Here is a 22,770-nt window from a genome sequence, read left to right as displayed (position 1 = left end):
CCAATATTTTACCAAAAGAATAGGTGTCTTTCTTTATGTTTTAAAAAATGTCAAATGATAATTTTGTACTTCCCAAAACCATTTACATCAAGCATTTAAACAAGATTTTGGACTGCGAAAGCTGAGTTTAAAAATTAAAAAGAGGATTACTAAAATTAGAGTGCGGCATAATTACTACAATTTATTAACAAAGTTTTATACATTATTTAGTGACTAAAATGAAAAAAACGATCCAAAAAGGAAAGATTTATTAAAATTGAACCATAAAATTTCCTAAAATAAAAGGAACCATAAAGTTTCCAAACGGAAATTTTATGGTTCCTGTCACAACAGTTCACTCGAATTCTCTAGCTATGTATTGGTGGAGACGGTGGGAATCGAACCCACGTCCAGAGATATCGCCACTTAAGCGTCTACGAGCGTAGTCACTATATTATCTTTCGCCATTGTCTCAGCCTAGTGACGGGCTTGAACAAGGCTAGTCTGATTCGTCTCTTCTGCCGACCTCAGACTGCGGCCGGACAGCGTAGCCCACTAATGAGTGAGACCCTCTATCTCCACATGGGCGATGGAGAAGAGGATCCGCTCATAACTGCTTACGCAGCTAAAGCGAGGTTTTCTTCAGATTTGCCAGTTATTATTGGCGTAGGCCTTTTTCGAGACTGCCTAGCTCGGCTCGCAGCTTAAGCTCGATCTATCCCTGTCGAAGCCAAGTCGTCCCCATAGAAGATTGGATATATATTATAACATAAAGAATGAAAAACGCAAATATCGTCCCTCTATGTCCTTGTGCTCACAAAAATGTCAAGGTTCTATCCATAACTATCTTGGCAAATAGATGTTCAAGACGAAATTTACATTTCGGATGTCGCATGATTCTCCCTCTTCTCTCATACAATGAGTGTATGGAGAGGATACGTCATGAGAAAACGGAGATATCGAAAAAGCCATCGCCCGTGGTCATTTCGCACGAGTTTACTGATTTCCGTATTAATTTTTATTTTATTAACGATTCAAGGACTTTGGCTTGTCCATAAACAAATTGCTCCTACCTTACTTGAAATTGCTAATTTAGAAACACAAAAAATTGCTACTTCGACGATTAATCATGCAGTAGCACGCACGATTGAAGATGTGGATATGAGAGAATTAATTGAGATTGAAAAAGATGAAAACGGTGATATTTCATCCATCGGTTTTCATAGTGATGTCTATAATGCGGTGGTTACAAATGCCGTGACGGAAGCTCAACATTACTTAATGAGAATGGAACGAGGAGAGGTGCCTGAAGCAAGCTCTCACATCATCGCTCACTCTACTGCCGGAGAAGAAGGGGCCCTCTATAGCATTCCATTAGGAAGGGTTACGAACAATGCGTTATTGGCACAATTAGGTCCACTTATCCCGATTGAATTAACAGCAATTGGAGATGTGGATGTGGACTTGAACGAAGAAGTAGTAGAAAAAGGGATTAACAATACTTGGGTGCGTGTATCTCTTAATTTGAAAGTGGACGTAAGAGTGATTATTCCTTTTGCAACAGATCAAAATGTCGTGACTACGACAGTTCCTGTCGGAATGATGTTCATCCCGGGAGAAGTGCCTCAGTTTTACAGTGAAGGGGAAGGTGGCTCGCCTGCGTTTTTACTAGAAGAGGAAAAGAAAGAATAAAGGAGAAGCTATTCCCCTTTCATGCTTCGGCGAATAGCGCGATCCATTTCTCTTTTAATATCTTTCTGTTTGATTGCTTCCCGCTTGTCGTATTTTTTCTTCCCCTTTGCAAGTCCGAGAAGCACTTTTGCCACACCGTTTTTCAAGTATACTTTCAGCGGAATAAGCGAGTAACCCGCTTGTTGGGTCTTGCCTATCCATTTATTTATTTCATGTTTATTCAAAAGCAATTTCCGCGTACGAAGGGGATCATGGTTAAATTGATTCCCTTGTTCGTATGGGGCGATATGAGCATTGTGTAAGAACACTTCTCCATTTTCAATTCTCGCAAAGCTATCTTTTAAGTTTATCCGCCCCGCACGAACAGATTTGATTTCTGTTCCTTTTAATACCATACCTGCTTCAATGGTCTCTTCAATAAAATAATCATGACGTGCTTTTTTATTTTGTGCTAGTACTCTTCCTTCCGTTTTTGCCACTGTTCTCGACCCTCTCTATTCTTTAAGAAAATCCGTTTCCTTATATCTTTTCATCGTAGCAATAGAAAGAAGTGGCGTCAACATAGCTATTTCTTCTTTTTCGGGATATTGACATAAAAAGGAGTGTGGTCTTTTTTCTTTCCTTTTTGCCGTCCTTTTTTTGTTTCGATTACTGTCGGACGGTCTTTTTTCTTGCGTTTTTTTCGCGGCTTTGCATCAACTAAAATAAAGTCAATCGCTGGCTCTTCTATGTCCACATTCATCACTTCCACTTCTACTTCATCCCCAATGCGGTACATTTTCCCTGTTCGCTCTCCAATTAATGCATACGCTTTTTCATCAAAATGATAGTAGTCATCGGTTAAATAACTCACGTGGACAAGGCCTTCTATTGTATTTTCTAACTGGACAAACATACCGAAATTTGCTACACCACTAACAATCCCTGTAAATGTCTCCCCAACTTTATCTTCCATATATTGCGTTTTTTTCAACTCATCTACATCTCTTTCGGCATCAACGGCACGGCGTTCCATTTCAGAAGCGTGCTTCGTAATTTCCGGCAGTTTCTCTTTCCATTCAGATTGCCGTTTCGAATCGATATATCCTTTCATGTTCTCCCGAATGAGACGGTGAACAATCAAGTCCGGATAGCGACGTATCGGAGAGGTGAAGTGCGTATAAAATTCCGATGCAAGACCGAAATGACCAACATTGGTCGGATCATACTTTGCTTGTTGCATCGACCGTAGTAACACCGTATTGATGACTGTCTCCTCTGGTTCCCCTTTCACTTCTTCTAATACTTGTTGGAGTGAACGAGGGTGAATCATATTGGCTTTTCCTTTTACGACATATCCAAAGGAAGTTATGAATTCTAAAAAGCTTTCCAATTTTTCCGAATCAGGGTCTTCGTGAATGCGATAAACAAACGGCAGTTTCAACCAGTGAAAATGCTCCGCGATCGTCTCATTGGCACAAAGCATAAATTCTTCAATGATCCGTTCGGCAATCGAGCGTTCAAGTACCACCACATCCGTCGGTTTCCCATCTTCGTCCACTTCTACTTTCGCTTCTTTGAAATCAAAATCAATTGCACCGCGCCGAAAGCGTTTCTCTCTTAAAAGAAGCGCTAATTCTTCCATTTTTTCAAACATCGGCACGAGAGATTTGTATTTTTCCCGTGTTTCTTCATCTTTCTCAACTAAAATCAGACGCACTTCATCGTATGTCATCCTTTCCTTTGAGCGGATGACGCTTTCAAAAATATCATGGGAGATCACTTCTCCTTTTTGATTAATCTCCATGACACAAGATATAGTGAGCCGGTCGACATTCGGATTCAAACTACAAATCCCATTCGACAAACGATGGGGAATCATTGGAATGACACGGTCGGTTAAGTAGACGCTTGTCCCCCGTTCATACGCTTCTTTGTCAATGGAGGATCCTTCCGTAACATAATAGCTTACATCCGCAATGTGTACTCCTAATTCAAAATTTCCATTTTCTAACTGTTTTACTTGCACAGCGTCGTCTAAATCTTTTGCATCCGCTCCGTCTATCGTCACGATAGTCTCATCTCGTAAATCTCTTCTTCCCCTGATCTCTTCTTCTGTGATCTCATCGGGAACTTGCTGCGCATCATTGATCACTTCTTCCGGAAATTCACCAGGAAGCCCATGGGTATGGATAATGGAAAGAATGTCGACACCCGGGTCATTTTTATGCCCTAAAATGTTCACTACTTTTCCTTCTGCACTCAAACGCCCTTCCGGATATTTCGTAATTTCAACAACAACTTTATGGCCATCCACCGCCCCGTTTTCTGCGTCTTCCGGAATTAAAATGTCGTTAGGAATATGCTTGTCATCTACTTCCACCATCCCGTAAGAACGGTATTTCACGTAGGTACCGACCACTTTTTCCGTTCCTCGCTCTAGTATCCGGACAATCGTTCCTTCCGGTTTAGAACCGGAGGATTTTCTTTGTACGCGAACAAGGACGGTATCGCGATGCATGGCTCCATTTAGCTCAACGCCCGGGACAAATATATCATCCTCTTCTTTATTTTCCGGTAAAATAAACGCAAAGCCCCGCTGATGGGTTTGTACAATCCCTTTGACAAGATTCATCTTTTCCGGAATTCCGTAACGATTGCTACGGGTTCGTACAATCTCTCCTGCGTCTTCTAACTCATTTAATAAAATCATCATTTGCTTTGTTTCTTCCGAAGAGTGCCAATCAAATGCTTCTTGAATTTCTTTCACCGACATCGGTTTTGTAGCATCTTCTTTCATATAATGAAGCAACTGTTCTCTCTGTATTTCATCCATCCTTCTTTCATCTCCTTTCCCCTGTTGTTTATAATGAACTGTATCAACAATTTATTGTTCCCAATCCAATTGTTCTAAAAACTGATAAATGTCTTCATGTAATTGATCTCTTTCTTCGCCCATGGTAATGACGTGGTGAGAGTTTTCATACCATTTTAATTCTTTTTCATCGGAAGCGATACCTTCATAAATAATCTCGGCGCTTTTTAACTCTACCATTTCATCGAGCTTTGCTTGTACGATCAGTGCGGGAGCATCGATCAAATCTAGCGAATCCCGCACTTCTTCAATGAGCTCACTAATCGATTCAAGCGTATCGATTGGTAACTTTTTAAAATCGTTCATTTCTTTTTCTACTTGTTCTTTTGATTTGTTCTCTAATTGTTTGTATTCTTTTGCGTATTGCAAAACTCCTTGATACAAACGGTCGACGTTCCTTTTCGTCGTCATTGGAGCACACATCGGTACTAATCCTTTAACGTCATAGGTCGAAGCAGTCTTTAACGTGAGCAATCCCCCAAGAGACAGTCCAATGACCGCAATTTCTTTATATCCATCATTTTGTAGTTTTTGCCAAGCATTTTCCACATCTTGCCACCAATCAAACGGAGATGTTTCCATTAATTCTTCGGGAGGCACGGCATGCCCTTTATAAATTGGAGCGTGACACGTATACCCTCTCTTTTGTAAAAATCGTCCGAGCATACGAACGTCTGCCGAAGAACCTGTAAAGGCATGTAATAATAATACCGCCCTTTTTCCTCCTTCAAACGTAAACGGTTTCGGTGGTACTATTCTCATTTTGATGTTCCCCTTTCTCTCTTGTCTTATTCAATGCTTTTTAACACCATCGTTGATTTTTCTATGTCCGTCATTAGAAATGTTTCGACGTCATTCATTACTTGTTCTCTATTTTTATCGTATAACAAAAAATGTTTCGATTCTTGATACAGGTGTAGTTGTCGTATCGTTTGATTCATTTCTTCATAAATAAAAATAGCACTTTTCTTCGGAACAATCCCATCTTCCACTCCTTGACCGATAAAAACCGGAATTTGAACAGTAGAGATAAACGGAGTAATTGTTTTTACAAGCTTTTGAAATTGAGTGAGTGCACGAACAGGGGTTTTTATTTTATCATGGAGAAAACGATAATACGGATGTTCTTTCATTTGCCCTTTGATTCCATATTCAACTAGATGAACAACATCTTTCATCAGTTGTCCTGCATTGAAATACTCGGCAGCCGCTCCAAGTAACACTAATTTTTCAACCTGATAACGAGCTGCTAAATACGTGGCGAGCAGTCCACCCATGGAAAAACCAATGACAAATACTTTTTCACAGCGGTTAAGCAATTCTTGGAGCGCAATGTCAGCTTTTAAAATCCAATTTTTATAAGACGCTTCTTTTAACTGTTCAATTGCTTCATGCCCCGGTAACACAGGAGTATATACGAGCCAATGATACTTCTGTTTTAAACGTTCTGCGAGCGGCTCTAATTCCCAAGGAGAGCCGGTAAATCCATGAAGACATAAACAACCAATTGTTTCTTTATGTTTTACCATGATTCATCCCGCGCTTTCTCGTCTCTTCCTCTATTTTTCTCTTAAAACAGGAAAGAAGCAGCCGATTCCGCTGCTTCTTCCATTTCTTTATAAAAAATATGCAAGCAACACGGTCAACACAAAAAATAAGATGGCAAGAACTACTGTTGCCCGCGTCAAAAATGCTTCAATTCCACGCGCTTTTTGTTTTCCCATCAATTGTTCGGCCCCTCCGGAAATCGCCCCGGAAAGACCTGCACTACGTCCGGATTGAAGTAGTACAACGGCAATGAGCGCAATCGAAACAATGATTAGTAGCACATAAAGTAACGTCTCCAAAACCACACCTCCGACTGGTTCGGTTGCTTTTCTTCAAATTTAACATAAACACTAAACGAACACAACCGTCCCCAAAACCAATATGTGACAATTTTTTCTCAACAATCAATATCCCGAATCCATTTACTTGGAACGTTTTGCTAATAAGAGGTGAGCGTCATATTGACCATTTCATCGTTCAAATTCATATCCGATACCGTTATTGAAATGATTTTGCAAGGTTATAAAATGCTTTTTTTCCAGGATATTGGCTTGTGTTTCCGAGTTCATCATCAATACGTAGTAATTGGTTATATTTTGCGACACGATCCGTGCGGGATGGTGCTCCTGTTTTAATTTGTCCTGCGTTTACAGCAACGGCAATATCCGCAATGGTCGCGTCTTCCGTTTCCCCAGAGCGGTGAGAAATGACGGCGGTGTATCCTGCTCGCTTCGCCAATTCAATCGCATCGAATGTTTCTGTCAATGTACCAATTTGGTTCACTTTAATTAAGATAGAGTTGCCAATTCCCTTTTCAATACCTTCTGCTAACTTTTCGGTATTTGTGACAAATAGATCATCACCTACGAGTTGAACCCGATCGCCGATTGCTTCCGTTAATTTTTTCCAACCGTCCCAATCATTTTCGTCCAATCCGTCTTCAATGGATACAATCGGATATTTATCGACAAGCTCTTCATAGAAAGCAATCATTTCCTCAGAAGTTTTCACAAGCCCTTCCCCTTTTAAGTGATACTTTCCGTCTTCATATACTTCGGAGGAAGCAGCGTCCATCGCCAGTTGCACTTCTTCACCCGGTTTGTATCCAGCTTTTTCAATCGCTTCTACAATCGTTTGCAATGCTTCTTCATTAGACTTCAAGTCCGGAGCAAATCCACCTTCGTCTCCAACTGCTGTGTTATACCCTTTTTCTTGCAGTACTTTTTTCAAGTGGTGAAAAATTTCGGTGCCAATTTTCATTGCTTCTTGAAAATCTTTTGCTCCAACGGGCATGATCATAAATTCTTGAATATCGACATTGTTGTCCGCGTGTTCTCCTCCGTTGAGAATGTTCATCATCGGTACCGGTAATGTTTTCGCATTAAATCCGCCCAAATATTGATACAGTGGAATACCGAGCTCGTCTGCCGCCGCGTGAGCCACTGCCATCGACACGCCTAAAATTGCATTCGCGCCTAAGTTTTCTTTATTCGGAGTCCCATCTAACTCAATAAGCAATCGATCAATTCCTGCTTGGTCCGTGACGTCCATACCAATGACTTCCGGAGCAATCGTTTCATTGACGTTCTGAACCGCTTTTAACACTCCTTTTCCCATCAAACGATCGCCACCGTCACGTAATTCCACTGCTTCATATTCTCCTGTGGACGCTCCGCTCGGTACTAACGCCCGTCCAAATGCTCCCGTTTCTGTAAATACTTCTACTTCCACGGTCGGATTGCCGCGTGAATCCAGCACTTCTCTTCCATACACATCAACAATATAGCTCATCTTCATTGCTCCTTTTTTATTTATTTTGAATTAATGATTTTCCTGTCATTTCTTTTGGTTGCTCCACACCGAGTAATTCACAAGCCGTTGGAGAAAGATCCGCTAAAATACCGCCTTTCCGTAATGTTAATCCTTGTTTTGTTACAATCACAGGAACTGGGTTTGTCGTATGAGCAGTCATCGGTTTTCCTTCCAACGTCACGACTTCATCCGCATTTCCATGATCGGCGGTAATAATAGCGACACCATGATGCTTTTCGATTTGATCAATGATTTTACCGAGACACTCATCCACGACTTCGACCGCTTGAATCGTCGCTTTTAAATCTCCTGAATGACCGACCATGTCTGGGTTGGCAAAGTTCAATACGATAAAGTCCGGCATATCATTTTCCATTTCTGTAAGCAATGCTTCCGTCACTTCATACGCGCTCATTTCCGGCTTTAAGTCATACGTCGGAACTTTTGGCGAATCGATAAGAATCCGCTTTTCTTTGTTAAATTCTTTATGCTCTCCTCCACTGAAAAAATAAGTCACGTGAGGATACTTTTCCGTTTCCGCAATCCGAAGTTGAGAAAGACCCGCCTTTTCCACCGCTTCTCCCATCGTGTTCACTAGCGTTTCCGGCGGGTACACAATGCTCGCTTGGACCGTATCGCTATATGGTGTCATCGTTACATAATGAATATTTTCCGGTGCTTTCTCTCCTAAAGAAAAATCGTGAAAAGTAGGGTTTGTGAACACTTCAGATAATTGAATGGCTCGGTCCGGTCGGAAATTAAAAAAGATAATCGCATCGTGATCTTTCACGGTCGCTATCGGTTCCGAATGATCACCTACTATTACTGTCGGTTCAAAAAACTCGTCGGTAATTCCATCCTTATAAGAAGCTTCTACGGCCGCTTCTGGAGAAGAAAAAGTACGTCCTTCTCCATAAACAAGAGTGCGATAAGATTTTTCCACTCGTTCCCACCGTCTGTCTCGATCCATGGCGTAGTAACGCCCGTGTAATGAAGCGATTTGACCGACTCCAATTTGTGCGAACTTTTCTTGTAAGTCACGTACATACGTGAGTGCCGTCTTCGGTCCTACGTCTCTTCCGTCTAAAAAACCATGCACGTATACTTCTTTGATTCCTTGTTCTTTTGCCACTTGGAGCAGTGCGAACAAATGATCAATATGACTATGTACACCTCCGTCCGACAATAACCCAAATAAGTGAAGGCTACTTTGCGACCTTTTCACGTGGGCACAAGCATCCACAATGGCTTTCTTTTTTTGAAAAGTGCCATCTTCAATTCCTTTATTAATTCGCGTTAAACTTTGATAAACGATTCTGCCTGCTCCAATATTTAAATGCCCTACTTCAGAGTTTCCCATTTGACCATCCGGCAAGCCAACTGCTTCTCCACAAGCGGTAAGGGTTGTATGCGGGTAATTCTCCCAATAACGATCAAAGTTTGGCGTATTCGCTTGTTTCACAGCATTTCCGTACGTTTCCTCTCTTAAGGCGAATCCGTCTAATATGATTAACGCCACGGGTCTATTTTCCATGTTTCGCCACCTCTACTAATTGTAAAAAAGAATCTGCTTCTAAACTCGCGCCACCGACTAGGGCACCGTCAATTTGGTCCTGTTCCATAAAGCTTTTCATATTGTCAGGTTTGACACTCCCCCCATACAAAAGACGCACTTGTTTAGCGACGTCATCCCCAAATTGTTGAGCGAGAGCTGTGCGAATCGTCCGGCACGTTTCATTTGCTTCTTTTGCTCTGGAAGACTTTCCTGTGCCAATTGCCCAAATCGGTTCATAGGCGATGACGACGTTTTTCACTTCCTCTCTTTTGATACCGTGTAAAGCCGCATCCACTTGAAAAGTGACGACTTCTTTTGTCTCCTGATTCTCATATTCAGAAAGAGTTTCCCCACAACATATAATGGGAATGAGTCCATGTTTGAATGCAGCGTGCACTTTTTTATTGACACTTTTATCGGTTTCATTAAACATCTCTCTTCGCTCTGAATGACCGATAATGACGTAACGAACTCCTATATTTTGCAAGGCAACAGGGCTGATTTCTCCCGTAAAAGCACCTTGTTCTTCTTCGTGCATCGTTTGTGCTCCAATGGCAAGAGAGCTGTCTGTTGTCAAATCAACCATTTCCTTTAAAAACAAAGCAGGAGCACAGACGACGGTTTCCACTTCATCTACGGTAGGGACACCTTCTTTTACTTCGTTCGTAAACTGAACTGCTTCCTCCCATGTTTTATGCATTTTCCAATTACCAGCCACAATCGGTGTTCTCATCGTCTTTCACCTCTAATACTATTTGTCATCGATTGCCGCAATTCCTGGTAACACTTTTCCTTCAATATACTCCAAGGATGCACCGCCACCTGTGGAAATATGATCCATTTTATCCGATAATCCAAACATTTCCACCGCATGCGCAGAGTCTCCCCCACCGATGATGGAATACGTATTTTCTGCTTCCGCGAGAGCTTCACTGACACCTTTTGTTCCTTCCGCAAAAGCCGGGAATTCAAACACACCCATTGGCCCATTCCAAATGACTAATTGGGACGATTGAATAACTTCTTTGTACAATGCGACTGTTTCTGGTCCAATATCAAGCCCTTGCCACCCTTTTGGCATTTGATCAATAGTAACGACTTTTGCTTTTGCATCTTTTGAAAAAGAATCTGCCACGACCGCATCAATTGGTGTGTAAAATTTAACCCCCTTCTCCTCTGCTTTTTTCATAAAGGAGTTTGCAAGGTCAATTTTATCTTCTTCCAAAAGGGAACTGCCAATTTCATACCCTTTTGCTTTGATAAACGTGTAGGCGAGTCCTCCACCGATAATAAGATTATCCACTTTATCCAACAGATTATCAATCACTTCTATTTTATCTTTTACTTTTGCACCACCAATAATGGCCGTAAAAGGTCTTTCCGGATTTGTCATAGCGCGACCGAGAATTGCAAGTTCCTTCTCCATTAAAAATCCAGTAGCAGACGGCAGTTGACGAGCAATTCCTTCGGTGGAAGCGTGAGCCCTGTGAGCACAACCGAAAGCATCATTGACATAATAATCAGCAAGGGCGGCAATATTTTTCGACAGTTCCTCATCATTTGCCTCTTCTCCAGGGTGAAAGCGAACATTTTCTAACAGAACGACGTCTCCTTCTTTCATTTCTGCTACCGCTCGTTTCGTATCTTCCCCATAGACTTCCTTCATCATGTTCACTTCTTTATGTAACAATTCATTCAAAATAGGAATCATCGGTGACAAACTCAGTTCCGGTACGACTTTTCCTTTTGGTCTTCCTAAGTGACTCGCTAAAATTACTTTTGCTCCTTGATCCATTAAATATTGAATCGTTGGGATGGTCGCATGGATTCTCGTCATATCGGACACTTTCCCATTTTCCATCGGAACGTTAAAATCAACGCGACAAAATACTGTTTTTCCTTTTACATCCAAATCACGAATTGAACGTTTATTCATTGGTCTCCTCCTTCATGATGACAAACACGCCCCTTACCACCATCAAAGGGATGTATCTGTATTTTTTCATCGTTTGCTCAAAGAACCTCCTTCACCCATAGAAAAAGGGAGTAAGCAGTTTGCTCTTCTCCCTGGACAAAACCCAATGTTTGTTATTGTTGAGACATATGCATTACCAGATCTGCCACGCGATTCGAATAACCGAACTCATTGTCATACCAGGCAATGACTTTGACTAAATTTCCATCCAACACTTGGGTTGATAGTCCATCAACAATAGCAGAATAACTGCTGCTGTTATAATCACCAGAAACAAGTGGTTCATCACTGTAAGCAAGTATACCACGTAGCTCCCCTTTTGCGGCTTCTTTAAATGCCTCGTTTATTTCCGTGACGGTTGTATCGTTTTTTTCCAATTCTACCACGAAGTCAATGAGAGAGACATTTGGAGTCGGCACTCGAATCGCTCCACCGGTTAGCTTTCCTTTTAACGCTGGTAAAACAAATCCCGTTGCCGTCAGTGCCCCAGTTGTCGTCGGTATGATATTCATCGCCGCCGCACGAGCTCGTCGGTAATCTTTATGAGGGAGGTCCAAAATTTGTTGATCCGTCGTATATGAATGCACCGTCGTCATCATACCACGTTTGATTCCAAATCGCTCATACAATATTTTTGCCACCGGTGCGACACAGTTGGTCGTGCAAGAAGCGTTCGATACGACATGATGCTCAGTTGGATTGTATGTTTCTTCATTCACCCCAACGACAAATGTCGCATCCACTTCTTTTCCCGGTGCAGTAATAATGACTTTTTTCGCACCCGCTTTTATGTGGGCAGAGGCGCTTTCTTTCGTTCGAAAAAGTCCGGTTGCTTCAATGACATAGTCGACGTCAGCTTCTTTCCACTTGATGTTTTTTGGTTCGCTTTCATTACTGACTGTTACGATGTGTTCACCTATTCGTAAAGTATCTCCTTCGACGGAAATTTCCTTTTCTAGTTTACCATGGACGGAGTCATATTTTAAGAGATGACCAAGCATTTCTGTATCGGTAATATCATTAATTAATTTCACTCGGATGTCCGAATTGTTTTGAATCGCTCGAAAAAAAGACCGTCCGATTCTTCCGAAACCATTAATTCCTACATTTATTGGCATCATTGATTCCTCCCTTTATGACATTGTTTTTAGTATGGAATGTTCTTCGTTGTATCATTCTGCGAGAAAACATGAAAGTGATACGATGCGGTCTCCGAGAGAGTCAAGACACTGCGCTTTTCTCTTATACATCATTTTCCTATTGAAAAAAACTGCTAAACATATAAATAAAAACCGGCTGGTACCGGTTTTATGAATAACGTTTTCTTTTCGTAGAAGAAAGAATGTTTAACTCTCCTCGATACTTTGCAATGGCACGTCGGGACACTTTGATTCCATGTTCTTCATTCATCTTATCCGCTATTTTTTGATCGGAAAGTGGTTTTCTTTTATCTTCTTGGTCAATCATTTCTTGCAATAATTGTTTGATTGTTGTTGTAGACGTCTGTCTTCCCTCCCCTACCCCGGTTGTAAAAAAGTATTTCAATTCATATAACCCATGAGGAGTTTGCACATATTTTTGCGTCGTTGTACGGGAGACTGTTGATTCATGCACCTCTGCCTCTTCAGCTACTTCTTTTAATGTTAATGGTTTGATTGCCATTGGACCCTTTTCAAAAAATGCTCGTTGATATTTTACAATCGTTTCGGTAATACGGCGAATGGTTTGTTGCCTCTGGTCAATGCTTTTTAAGAGCCACACGAGCTGGTCATATTTTCGTTTTGCATAATCTGTAGCTTCACTGTCCGTCGGATTTTCTAACAGATGACGATAATGTCTATTCAAACGAATCTTCGGCAAACTATCGTCATTTAATCTCACAATAAATTCTTCTCCGTTTTTTTCCACGTACACATCCGGAACGAGATGCCCGGGTGCTTCTTTTCCGAAACGAGCACCGGGACGTGGGTCCAAAGATTGAATAAGATCATACACCGCTTGAATTTCTTCTAACGAGACGTCTAAAATTTTTGATAATTCCTTCCATTTCCGCTCTGCTAATTCTTCCAAGTAATACTCGACGACAAACATCGCCAGCGGGTTTTCTGGATAGTATCTTTTCAATTGAATGAGAAGGCATTCTTGGAATGAACGTGCTCCAATTCCTGCAGGATCTAAACGTTGAATTTTTGCAATTGCGTTTTCATACTCTTCTTTTGAAATAGGAAATAAGGTAGCCGCTTCCTCATAAGTTCCTACGAGATAGCCGGTATCTTCCACGTTGTTTGCCAAGTACTGTAACAACGCTCGTTCTTTTTCATCCACATCCATATAACCAATTTGTTCGTTTAAGTAATCGGCAACTCCTATTTGCTCCACAATGATTCGATCAAAAGGGGAGTACTCTTCTTCATCATCGTGAACCCCATCATTTTCGGAAGGCTCTTCTCTCCACATCACCGGCATATGATACAAAGATTCTTCTTTTTGCACAGGTTGCTTCTCTTCCATTTCTATTAGTGGGTTTTCTAATGCTTTTTCTTCCAAATATTCCGATAATTCTTGCGTTGAAAATTGTAAAAGCGTAATTGCTTGTCGTAACTCTTGCGTCATGACGACATTCATCGTCTGTTTTTGCACGATATTCATTTCTAAATTCATCTATATCCACCTCATTTTGTAAGCGCTTACCCTTTATATGAAGTATATCACAAAAATGCACTTATCTAAAAGTACGGAGTTTTTCTTCTTTTATTCTTACTCATTACCAAATTTTTCGTTTGAAAAAATATAATTTCGGTTACAATGTAAGAAGGAATTATCTCATACTTGTCGAACAGGTATTACGAAAGTTTGTCTATAGAACGGAGTGCTTTTTCTTTGACCATTACTGACCTATGAAGTATGATGAAAACAGAAACAGAAAAGATCCACTGAAATAAGAGGAGGAAGATAGACATGAATTTAATCCCAACAGTTATTGAACAAACAAATCGAGGAGAACGGGCATACGACATTTATTCTCGCTTATTAAAAGACCGAATTATTATGCTTGGAACGGCCATTGATGACAACGTAGCTAACTCCATTGTTGCCCAACTTTTATTTTTGGCAGCGGATGATCCGGAAAAAGATATCTCCCTATACATTAACAGCCCAGGTGGCTCGATTACGGCAGGTATGGCTATTTATGATACAATTCAACATATCAAACCACAAGTATCCACCATTTGTATCGGAATGGCAGCATCGATGGGAGCATTTTTATTAAATGCCGGAGAGCCGGGAAAACGTTTCGCACTTCCAAACAGTGAAGTGATGATTCACCAACCACTTGGGGGAACCCAAGGTCAAGCATCTGACATTGAAATCCATGCTCGCCGCATCATTGAAATGCGTGAAAAACTAAATAAAATCCTCTCTGAAAGAACGGGGCAACCAATCGAAGTAATTGAGCGTGACACCGACCGCGACAACTTCATGTCTGCCGAAGAAGCGAAAAAATACGGTTTGATTGATGAAGTGTTATACAAATAATGATGAAAAAGATGACCTCAATGATGAATCGAGGTCATCTTTTTTCGTAAGAATTTTTCACAAAATTGTTGATTCTCACCATGATGTTTGATATAAAGGAATCAAGGCATCCATGAACAGATGATCCTATGAGGGTGGGATTGTCGCTTTCATGGATGCCTAGATTTTGTATTTGACTGAAAACTTTTCCATTTGATGTTCCCATTTGCCGCAAAGATTTACTTTCTGTTTCGACGTTAAGATTCTCCACCAATTTTCTGGTAAAATTCTTTTCCGTGCTCGCGAGAAGTCTTATCGCCACCTTTTTCCGATTTCTTCTGTTGATCATGATTTTCAGCAGTTACTTCTCCACCTTTTTGTCCAATCTCTTGATAAAATTCCTTGTCGTGTCTTTTGGCCGTCGTCTCTCTGCCTTTCTTACGTTCTTTTCTTGTTGCCACTTGAAGTTCTCCTTTCTTGTGATGAATTTGAGATGTTACATAACTCTCCATTTACTTTTTTAAGGATATTAAAACGTTATTTTTCTATTTATATGAAATCAGGAGCAAAATCCCAACGATCTTCCCATATAAAAAGACTGTTCCATGTTATGTTCTTTCAAACACGGAACAGCCTTTGCTTCGTTATTCGCTTTCAATAAACTTCGTTAATGATTCCATCGCTTCTTCTTCATCTACTCCATCGACGACAAGTTGAATCTTTTCTCCTCTTCGAACCGCAATACTCATAATACCCATGATGCTTTTTGCATTAATTTTTTTGTCTTCTTTTTCAATAAAAATATCTGACTGAAAGCGATTTGCTTCTTGGACAAACTGTGCTGCCGGACGTGCTTGTAATCCTGTTTCTAATTTTACCTCTACTTGTTTTTCAAGCAATCCTATCTCCTCCACTTTGATTCATCATCTATTCTTTTCTAATTGTTTATTTCGAATGGATTCAGCTAATTGATCAATTTTCCGAAGACGATGATTGACTCCTGATTTGCTCACGGGACCACTCGGTACCATTTTCCCAAGTTCTTTTAACGTTACGTCTTGATGTTTGAGACGTAACTCCGCGATTTCCCGTATTTTGTCGGATAAGTTTTGCAAACCAATTTCCTTATCTACCAAGCGAATATTTTCTATTTGCCTCATCGCTGCCCCAACGGTTTTGTTCAGATTGGCCGTCTCACAGTTTACTAACCGGTTTACAGAGTTTCTCATATCCTTCATAATCCTTACATCTTCAAAGTATAAAAGTGCCTGATGAGCACCGATGAGGTTCAGAAATTCCGAGATTTTTTCACTTTCTTTAATGTAAAGAATAAATCCTTTTTTTCTTTCAATACTTTTAGAAGGCAGATGACATTTTAATAATAATTCTTGTAAGGAACGGTTATGGGTTTCATAAAGAGAAAAAATCTCCAAATGGTAAGAAGAAGTCTCGGGATGATTGATCGATCCCCCAGCCAAAAAAGCCCCACGCAAATAAGCTCTTTTACAACAAGTTTTTGCAGTTAGTTCTTCGGAGATGGTTCGCACGAAACGGTAACCTTCTTCCATAATATTTAAGTCATATAGTAACTGCTGAGCGTATTTCTTGATCCGTACGATGTACACATTATTTTTTTTCAAGCGCATTTTTTTCCGAACAAGAAGCTCAATCTTCACTTCTTTGTACAATCGTTTCATCAGAACATATAACCTTCGGGCAATGGCTGCGTTTTCCGTTGAGACGTCAAGGTGTATTTGTTTATTATGAAACGAAATCGATCCATTCATTCGGATTAATGCCGCTAACTCTGCTTTTGCGCAACAATCTTTTACTTCTAGTTGTGTAAGTTCCTTTTTTGTCATGGCCGCAAAAGATGACATACGCATCACCATCTCTTTCCACATTGTCATTTTCTTGTAGGCGGCCGCTGTTTATAATATAGACAATAGCGACTGTGCTACTTTTTCTGGGTCATGACGTACATTTTCTTTTGCATCTACAAATGTTCCTTTTAAAACGTCACAACCGAGTTTTCGTAATTTCTCATCATCACAAAGGACAGGAGTAGCATGTTCTTCTTCATAACGTTTTCTCACATGGGCCGGAATCGGACCGTCATGGACAAGCACGGTATCAATAATTTCTCCTGCGTGATCATGAATTGCTTGTACGTGGTCAAAAGCTGTAAAACCTTCTGTTTCTCCTGCTTGCGTCATGGCATTACAAATATACGCTGTTTTCCCTTGAGATGTACGAATCGTTTCACTAATTCCCGGCACGAGCAGGTTAGGAATGACGCTCGTATAAAGACTACCCGGCCCCAATACGATGATGTCCGCATCACGAATGGCCTCTAAACTTTCCGGCAACGCTTCAATCGTCGGTGGGGTAAGGAATACCCGCTCAATTTTCTTACCCGCTTTTGGAATGCTCGACTCTCCATGAATCACGGTTCCATCGCTCATTTTCGCATGTAACTCAACGCTTTGATTCGCCGCCGGCAGTACTTTTCCCCGAACATTTAGGACCGTGCTTAATTCACTAATCCCCCGGGCAAAATCTCCTGTAATCGATGTCATTCCTGCCAATAATAGGTTTCCAAGCGAATGCCCTCGTAATTCCGTGCCATTTTCAAACCGGTGTTGAAATAACTTTTCAAACATCGGTTCCACTTCCGCCAATGCAATGAGGACATTCCGGACGTCTCCCGGAGGCGGAATGTTCAACTCTTTGCGTATTCTTCCCGAGCTGCCTCCGTCATCGGCCACGGTTACAATCGCGGTAATGTCCATCGGGAACTTTTTTAGGCCTTTTAATAAAACGGAAAGACCTGTTCCTCCCCCAATAACAACTGTTTTTATGTTTTTCACGTTTCCTTTTTCTTTCCTTTCGCTATGTCTCTATGACTTTTATAGACGAAGTAATCATCAGCGAAATGGTTTGCAATGTACTCCGTTAATGTAACGGAGCGATGCTTTCCACCTGTGCAACCGATTGCAACAATTAATTGACTTTTTCCTTCCCGTTTATAAAGCGGAAGAAGAAAGGTTAACAGATCCAGTAATTTCTGCAAAAACTCTTTCGTCTCACTCCATTTTAACACATATGAAGACACTTCATCTTCTAAACCGGTTTTCGGTTGAAGGTGGTCAATATAATGCGGGTTAGGAAGAAAGCGCACATCCAGCACAATATCTGCATCAATCGGTACACCGTACTTAAATCCAAACGATAGTAAATGAAGCGAAAATGTTCCTTGTCTCTCTTCCGAAAAATCACGAAGAATTTTTTCCCGAAGCTGTTTAGGGGTTAAATCGCTTGTGTCAATAATTTGTCTTGCTCTTCCTTTTAAATCTTCTAACATTTTTCTTTCTTGTAAAATCCCTTCCAAAGGGGCGTCGGATTGAGCTAAAGGGTGAGAACGCCGGGTTTCTTTATATCTTTGCACGAGGACTTGATCTTTTGCATCTAAAAATAAAATATGCAGACTTAAATTCACTTTTGCTTGTAATTGATCGACGGATGAGAGTAAATCATCAAAAAATTCCCGTCCACGAAGATCAATCACAAGTGCCACTTTGTTCCAATTACCGGTTGAATTTTCAATGAGATCTATAAAAGTCGGCATAATCGCAGGAGGAAGATTATCAATACAATAGTATCCTAAATCTTCAAAGCTTTGAATTGCTACCGTTTTGCCTGCCCCGGACATTCCAGTAATAATAACAACATGAATGTCCTCTGTCCGTTCTGTCATCTCTGTCTCCCCTTCTTTTACACAAAGTTCAATCGTTTTCCCGTTCAAAAGAACTGGATAATAACTGAAAGTCCGCTGTATATCGAAAGGTTCCGTAAAGGAGGCCTTCTTCATGCAGCACGTGATGAAAAATATGGCGATCCCCTTCTGCCATGTCTAAATCAAATACATGTGGAATCGGCTGCCAACGAAGCTTTCCTTCCGGTGATTGTTCCAGCAAATCACCTTCCCATCTTTCTGCTTGAAAAGTAAACATCATCCACTCGGATGTAATATCATTCCCATCCATCATTAAAAAAGTAAAAATGCCGCGAAGATGGGGTTGAATTAGCGTAAGCCCTGTTTCTTCCCGGTATTCGCGAATAGCCGATTCTCGAACCGACTCTCCTATTTCCATTTTTCCACCTGGTGCAACCCACCAATTTCTGCGAGGCTTTTGCAAAAGGAGGATGCGATTGTTTGCTTTATCTAATAGCGCACTGTTTGTCACCCGTCGCACAACTTATCACCTCACCATTCCATATCAATAGTATACTACGAAGTATTCTCAAAATTAAGCAACAGGTCACAAACTTTCACGCTGCATGAATTTTTGAACGGTTCTTATTTTTTCATCAAAAAAAGCACAGGTGTTTTAAAGAACACCTGTGAAAAAGAAATATATAAAAAGGGGGTCAAGTACTATTTTTAGTGTACGCCTTCTTTGTTTCGCTTTCATTACATCAGTGTTAAAGTACGTTTAATTATTCAAAAAGCGGAGATTTCAATCACCGGACAAGCTTTATGCTTTCACTTTATTATTTTTAAGTTCTTCAATATATTTTTGGGCTGATTCAGCAGCTAATGCGCCATCTCCCGTCGCTGTCACAATTTGACGCAGTTCCTTTTCCCGAATATCTCCTGCTGCGAAAATACCAGGAATTTTCGTTTCCATTTGTTCATTTGTGACGACATATCCTTCATCATTTAAAATGTCTAATCCTTTTAACGCATCATTTAAAGGAAGCATGCCGATATAGACGAATGCACCGGAAGTTTCAAATTCATACTCTTCGTCATTTTTTAAATCATGCAATGTCACACTACCGAGTTTTCCATCTTTTTCGTTAAATTCTTTGACAACATGACTCCATTTAAATTCAATTTTGTCATTATCAAAGGCGCGTTGTTGCAAGATTTTTTGTGCACGTAATTCGTCCCGACGGTGAATGATGGTTACTTTTGAAGCAAAGCGTGTTAAATATACGGCTTCTTCAACAGCGGAGTCTCCTCCTCCTACAACGATAATCTCCTTATCGCGGAAGAAAGCACCATCACACACCGCACAGTAAGAAACACCTCGACCGGTTAATTTGTCTTCTCCCGGTACCCCGAGATGTTTGTACTCGGCACCTGTCGTAATAATAACCGCTCTTGCTTTATACTCTTTATCGTTACCGACTTTCACCGTTTTTAATTCTTCTCCATTTACAATTTCTGTGACATTGCCAGAAGCATATTCCGCACCAAATTTTTGTGCGTGTTGGAACATTTTTGTGGACAAATCTGGTCCAAGAATATGATCGAACCCTGGGTAGTTTTCCACATCTTCTGTATTTGCCATCTGGCCTCCTGGCATTCCTCTTTCTATCATTAACGTTTTTAGTTCCGCACGAGACGCATATACCGCCGCCGTCATTCCAGCAGGTCCTGCTCCTGCAATAATTACATCATAAACGTTTTGTTCAGTCATGCGATTCACTCCTCTTTCTATTATAATATCCCCTCATCACCAAATCCGATACATCACCTATTTATTTTTCTCACAAGTCAATCATAGGGGATGTTTATAAAGAAGTCCATTAATCTGCTTACCCTATATAGTATTACCTGCAATTATTTTCTGGAAGCACTCCTAACGTTCCTTTCATCCGTCTATTCCATTCTTCAAAATGGCAAATTTGCAAGAATTTTATTTTTCATGCCGTTCTTCTAATACATTCATTACTTCATCCAGAGGAAGTTTTTGCTCGCGTAAGAGGACGAGTAAGTGATATAGGAGATCTGCACTTTCCCACTTTAATTCTTCCGGATCGCGATTTTTTGCCGCGATGATCACTTCGCTTGCTTCTTCCCCAACTTTTTTCAAAATTTTATCAACGCCTTCTCGGAATAAATACGTCGTATATGCTCCTTCCGGCATTTCTTGTTCTCTTTCGGCGATTGTATTTTCCAGTTGATTGATAATCGCAAAACGATTTTCTTTTGGGTTTCCTGCTTCTCCGAAAAGAACGTGGGAGAAACAACTGTAATCCCCCTTATGACAAGCAGGACCAGTTGGAATGACTTTTACAATGAGGGCATCCTGGTCACAATCGTAGCGAATTTCTGTCACGCGTTGGGTGTTTCCAGAAGTTTCCCCTTTATGCCAAAGTTGTTGGCGCGACCGACTATAAAACCACGTTTCTTTCGTTTCGAGAGTTTTCTCAAGGGATTCTTTGTTCATATAAGCGAGCGTTAGCACTTCTTTACTTACTGCATCTTGCACAATCGCTGGGACCAATCCTTTTTCATCGAATTGTATTTCTTCTATTTTCATTGGACATGAACTCCTTTTTCACGTAAGTATGCTTTCACTTCTTTCACGGACGTTTCTTTGTAATGAAAAACGGACGCAGCTAAAGCAGCAGTGGCGTTTGTTTTTTCAAACACTTCGAGGAAATGTTCTTTTTTTCCTGCACCACCGGAAGCAATGACCGGAATCGACACGCTGTCACTTACCGCTTTTGTTAGTTCTAGATCATAGCCGTTTTTCGCTCCGTCTTCATTCATACTCGTTAATAAAATTTCCCCGGCACCGAGTTTCTCTACTTCTTTCGCCCAAGCGACTGCTTCCCAATCTCTTCTTTTTCGTCCGCCGTGCGTGTACACAATCCATTGCTCTTCTTCTTTTTCATACTTCGCATCGATGGCAGACACGATCCGTTCTTTCCCAAATTTTTCATTTGCTTCTCGCAACAATTCCGGTCGTTCTACCGCAGCTGTACTTAACGACACTTTATCCGCTCCAGCTTGAAGAACCGCTTCGATATCTGCTACGCTGTTCATTCCTCCACCGACAGTAAAAGGAATTGATAACACTTCCGCTGCTTTTTCCACAACATCAATCATCGTTTTTCTTCCTTCGTGGGAAGCGGAAATATCTAAAAAGACAAGTTCATCTGCTCCTTGTTCGTTATAAAAAGCGGCGAGTTCTATCGGGTCACCGGCATCTTTTAAGTCAACGAATTGGACTCCTTTTACGACTCGGCCATCTTTTACGTCTAAACAAGGAATAATTCGCTTTATGCTCATGAACGTCCCACCTTTTGGATTGCTTCTTTGACGTCTACTTTACCAGTGTAAATCGCTTTTCCGACAATTGCTCCGATGATGCCGTCTGTCCGGTGCTGAGACAACTTTTCAATGTCTTCTATATTACTTACCCCACCGGAAGCAATCACTTCTGTTCCCGTTTCTTTAGCGAGGGTAACGGTAGCGTCAATATTCGGTCCCGATAACATACCGTCTGTCGCAATGTCCGTAAAAATAAATGTTTCCGCACCGTGCTTCGCCATTTCTTTTCCGAGGGCAACGGCGGTTTGTTCCGACGTTTCTAACCATCCATTCACCGCCACATAGCCGTCACGGGCGTCGAGGCCAATCGCAATCTTCTCTTTGTATGTTGCTAACATTTCTTTTGCGAAGTCAGGATTTTGCACTGCCACGCTTCCTAAAATAACCCGATCGACCCCTTGTTCTAAATAATATTGTACCGTTTCTTTTGTCCGGATGCCGCCTCCGACTTGCACTTTGACATCTAATTGTTGTGCCACTTGAATGACATGGGAATCATTCACAGGTTTTTTCTCTTTCGCACCGTCTAAGTCGACCATATGTATCCAACGGGCTCCAGCATCGACAAATTGTCGCGCCATGTCGATGGGAGAATCGCCATACACCGTTTCTTTATTGTAATCTCCCTGAATTAAGCGGACGCATTTTCCATCACGCAGATCAATTGCGGGATAAATATCAAATGTGCTCATTCCTTGCACTCCTTT

At 41.0% G+C, this 22,770-nt stretch carries 23 protein-coding genes and 1 other RNA gene; 2 read left to right on the top strand and 22 right to left on the bottom strand.

What is annotated here, in order from left to right; genetic code table 11:
- Positions 1 to 359 precede the first annotated feature (359 nt).
- Positions 360 to 722: a transfer-messenger RNA gene (gene ssrA / locus GJS40_RS01515) on the bottom strand.
- 199 nt (positions 723 to 921) lie between these two features.
- On the opposite strand from ssrA, the gene yunB reads away from it, so the two are divergent.
- Positions 922 to 1,671: a sporulation protein YunB gene (yunB, locus tag GJS40_RS01510; RefSeq protein WP_270895585.1), complete on the top strand. Its 750-nt coding sequence runs from the start codon at positions 922 to 924 to the stop codon at positions 1,669 to 1,671.
- A gap of 8 nt (positions 1,672 to 1,679) precedes the next feature.
- Here yunB and smpB read toward each other — a convergent pair whose 3' ends face one another.
- From smpB to rpoN, 11 genes are all read right to left on the bottom strand, one after another.
- Entirely contained in the window at positions 1,680 to 2,150 is a 471-nt protein-coding gene (smpB, locus tag GJS40_RS01505; RefSeq protein ID WP_270895584.1) for an SsrA-binding protein SmpB, read from the bottom strand.
- Positions 2,151 to 2,236: 86 nt separating this feature from the next.
- Complete coding sequence (rnr, locus tag GJS40_RS01500; protein ID WP_270895583.1) at positions 2,237 to 4,486, bottom strand: ribonuclease R; 2,250 nt, start codon at positions 4,484 to 4,486, stop codon at positions 2,237 to 2,239.
- A 51-nt stretch (positions 4,487 to 4,537) separates the two neighbouring features.
- Entirely contained in the window at positions 4,538 to 5,287 is a 750-nt protein-coding gene (locus GJS40_RS01495) for an alpha/beta hydrolase (RefSeq protein WP_270895582.1), read from the bottom strand.
- A gap of 26 nt (positions 5,288 to 5,313) precedes the next feature.
- Positions 5,314 to 6,054, bottom strand: coding sequence for an alpha/beta hydrolase (locus GJS40_RS01490; RefSeq protein ID WP_270895581.1), 741 nt, complete (start codon positions 6,052 to 6,054; stop codon positions 5,314 to 5,316).
- An 87-nt stretch (positions 6,055 to 6,141) separates the two neighbouring features.
- On the bottom strand, positions 6,142 to 6,372 hold the full coding sequence (secG, locus tag GJS40_RS01485; protein WP_270895580.1) for a preprotein translocase subunit SecG: 231 nt from the start codon (positions 6,370 to 6,372) through the stop codon (positions 6,142 to 6,144).
- Positions 6,373 to 6,571: 199 nt separating this feature from the next.
- The gene (gene eno, locus GJS40_RS01480; RefSeq protein WP_270895579.1) at positions 6,572 to 7,864 is read right to left on the bottom strand and encodes a phosphopyruvate hydratase; all 1,293 of its coding nucleotides are present in this window, start codon (positions 7,862 to 7,864) and stop codon (positions 6,572 to 6,574) included.
- A 16-nt stretch (positions 7,865 to 7,880) separates the two neighbouring features.
- The gene (gpmI, locus tag GJS40_RS01475; protein WP_270895578.1) at positions 7,881 to 9,419 is read right to left on the bottom strand and encodes a 2,3-bisphosphoglycerate-independent phosphoglycerate mutase; all 1,539 of its coding nucleotides are present in this window, start codon (positions 9,417 to 9,419) and stop codon (positions 7,881 to 7,883) included.
- Positions 9,409 to 10,173, bottom strand: coding sequence for a triose-phosphate isomerase (gene tpiA, locus GJS40_RS01470; protein ID WP_270895577.1), 765 nt, complete (start codon positions 10,171 to 10,173; stop codon positions 9,409 to 9,411). The genes gpmI and tpiA overlap by 11 nt, the downstream gene beginning before the upstream one ends.
- 18 nt (positions 10,174 to 10,191) lie before the next feature.
- The gene (locus GJS40_RS01465) at positions 10,192 to 11,376 is read right to left on the bottom strand and encodes a phosphoglycerate kinase (RefSeq protein ID WP_270895576.1); all 1,185 of its coding nucleotides are present in this window, start codon (positions 11,374 to 11,376) and stop codon (positions 10,192 to 10,194) included.
- A 152-nt stretch (positions 11,377 to 11,528) separates the two neighbouring features.
- The gene (gap, locus tag GJS40_RS01460) at positions 11,529 to 12,533 is read right to left on the bottom strand and encodes a type I glyceraldehyde-3-phosphate dehydrogenase (RefSeq protein WP_270895575.1); all 1,005 of its coding nucleotides are present in this window, start codon (positions 12,531 to 12,533) and stop codon (positions 11,529 to 11,531) included.
- Positions 12,534 to 12,723: 190 nt separating this feature from the next.
- On the bottom strand, positions 12,724 to 14,076 hold the full coding sequence (gene rpoN / locus GJS40_RS01455) for an RNA polymerase factor sigma-54 (protein WP_270895574.1): 1,353 nt from the start codon (positions 14,074 to 14,076) through the stop codon (positions 12,724 to 12,726).
- A gap of 297 nt (positions 14,077 to 14,373) precedes the next feature.
- On the opposite strand from rpoN, the gene clpP reads away from it, so the two are divergent.
- On the top strand, positions 14,374 to 14,952 hold the full coding sequence (gene clpP / locus GJS40_RS01450; protein ID WP_270895573.1) for an ATP-dependent Clp endopeptidase proteolytic subunit ClpP: 579 nt from the start codon (positions 14,374 to 14,376) through the stop codon (positions 14,950 to 14,952).
- Positions 14,953 to 15,188: 236 nt separating this feature from the next.
- On the opposite strand, the gene GJS40_RS01445 is transcribed toward clpP, so the two are convergent.
- The 10 genes from GJS40_RS01445 to hisA all read right to left on the bottom strand — a co-directional run bounded on the left by GJS40_RS01445 (position 15,189) and on the right by hisA (position 22,755).
- Positions 15,189 to 15,392, bottom strand: coding sequence for a KGG domain-containing protein (locus GJS40_RS01445; protein WP_270895571.1), 204 nt, complete (start codon positions 15,390 to 15,392; stop codon positions 15,189 to 15,191).
- Positions 15,393 to 15,575: 183 nt separating this feature from the next.
- Complete coding sequence (locus tag GJS40_RS01440; protein ID WP_270895569.1) at positions 15,576 to 15,830, bottom strand: HPr family phosphocarrier protein; 255 nt, start codon at positions 15,828 to 15,830, stop codon at positions 15,576 to 15,578.
- A gap of 24 nt (positions 15,831 to 15,854) precedes the next feature.
- The gene (gene whiA / locus GJS40_RS01435) at positions 15,855 to 16,811 is read right to left on the bottom strand and encodes a DNA-binding protein WhiA (RefSeq protein WP_270895568.1); all 957 of its coding nucleotides are present in this window, start codon (positions 16,809 to 16,811) and stop codon (positions 15,855 to 15,857) included.
- A 51-nt stretch (positions 16,812 to 16,862) separates the two neighbouring features.
- A complete protein-coding gene (locus tag GJS40_RS01430) occupies positions 16,863 to 17,801 on the bottom strand; it encodes a gluconeogenesis factor YvcK family protein (RefSeq protein ID WP_270895567.1) in 939 nt (312 codons plus the stop codon).
- On the bottom strand, positions 17,798 to 18,688 hold the full coding sequence (rapZ, locus tag GJS40_RS01425) for an RNase adapter RapZ (RefSeq protein ID WP_270895566.1): 891 nt from the start codon (positions 18,686 to 18,688) through the stop codon (positions 17,798 to 17,800). The genes GJS40_RS01430 and rapZ overlap by 4 nt, the downstream gene beginning before the upstream one ends.
- 28 nt (positions 18,689 to 18,716) lie before the next feature.
- Complete coding sequence (locus GJS40_RS01420) at positions 18,717 to 19,187, bottom strand: NUDIX hydrolase (RefSeq protein ID WP_270895565.1); 471 nt, start codon at positions 19,185 to 19,187, stop codon at positions 18,717 to 18,719.
- A 282-nt stretch (positions 19,188 to 19,469) separates the two neighbouring features.
- The gene (trxB, locus tag GJS40_RS01415) at positions 19,470 to 20,441 is read right to left on the bottom strand and encodes a thioredoxin-disulfide reductase (protein WP_270895588.1); all 972 of its coding nucleotides are present in this window, start codon (positions 20,439 to 20,441) and stop codon (positions 19,470 to 19,472) included.
- Between the two features lie 198 nt (positions 20,442 to 20,639).
- Positions 20,640 to 21,266 carry a bifunctional phosphoribosyl-AMP cyclohydrolase/phosphoribosyl-ATP diphosphatase HisIE gene (gene hisIE / locus GJS40_RS01410; protein WP_270895564.1) on the bottom strand — a complete coding sequence of 209 codons (627 nt, stop codon included), beginning with the start codon at positions 21,264 to 21,266 and terminating at the stop codon, positions 20,640 to 20,642.
- Positions 21,263 to 22,021 carry an imidazole glycerol phosphate synthase subunit HisF gene (hisF, locus tag GJS40_RS01405; protein ID WP_270895563.1) on the bottom strand — a complete coding sequence of 253 codons (759 nt, stop codon included), beginning with the start codon at positions 22,019 to 22,021 and terminating at the stop codon, positions 21,263 to 21,265. Before hisF ends, hisIE begins: the two co-directional genes overlap by 4 nt.
- Entirely contained in the window at positions 22,018 to 22,755 is a 738-nt protein-coding gene (hisA, locus tag GJS40_RS01400; protein ID WP_270895561.1) for a 1-(5-phosphoribosyl)-5-[(5-phosphoribosylamino)methylideneamino]imidazole-4-carboxamide isomerase, read from the bottom strand. The genes hisF and hisA overlap by 4 nt, the downstream gene beginning before the upstream one ends.
- Between the last annotated feature and the right edge of the window lie 15 nt (positions 22,756 to 22,770).

It is taken from the genome of Aliibacillus thermotolerans, assembly GCF_027853235.1.
In the GTDB taxonomy this organism is placed as follows: domain Bacteria; phylum Bacillota; class Bacilli; order Bacillales; family Marinococcaceae; genus Aliibacillus; species Aliibacillus thermotolerans.
Note: the sequence above shows the minus strand (reverse complement) of the source record. Positions and strands in the feature narration are given on the sequence as shown.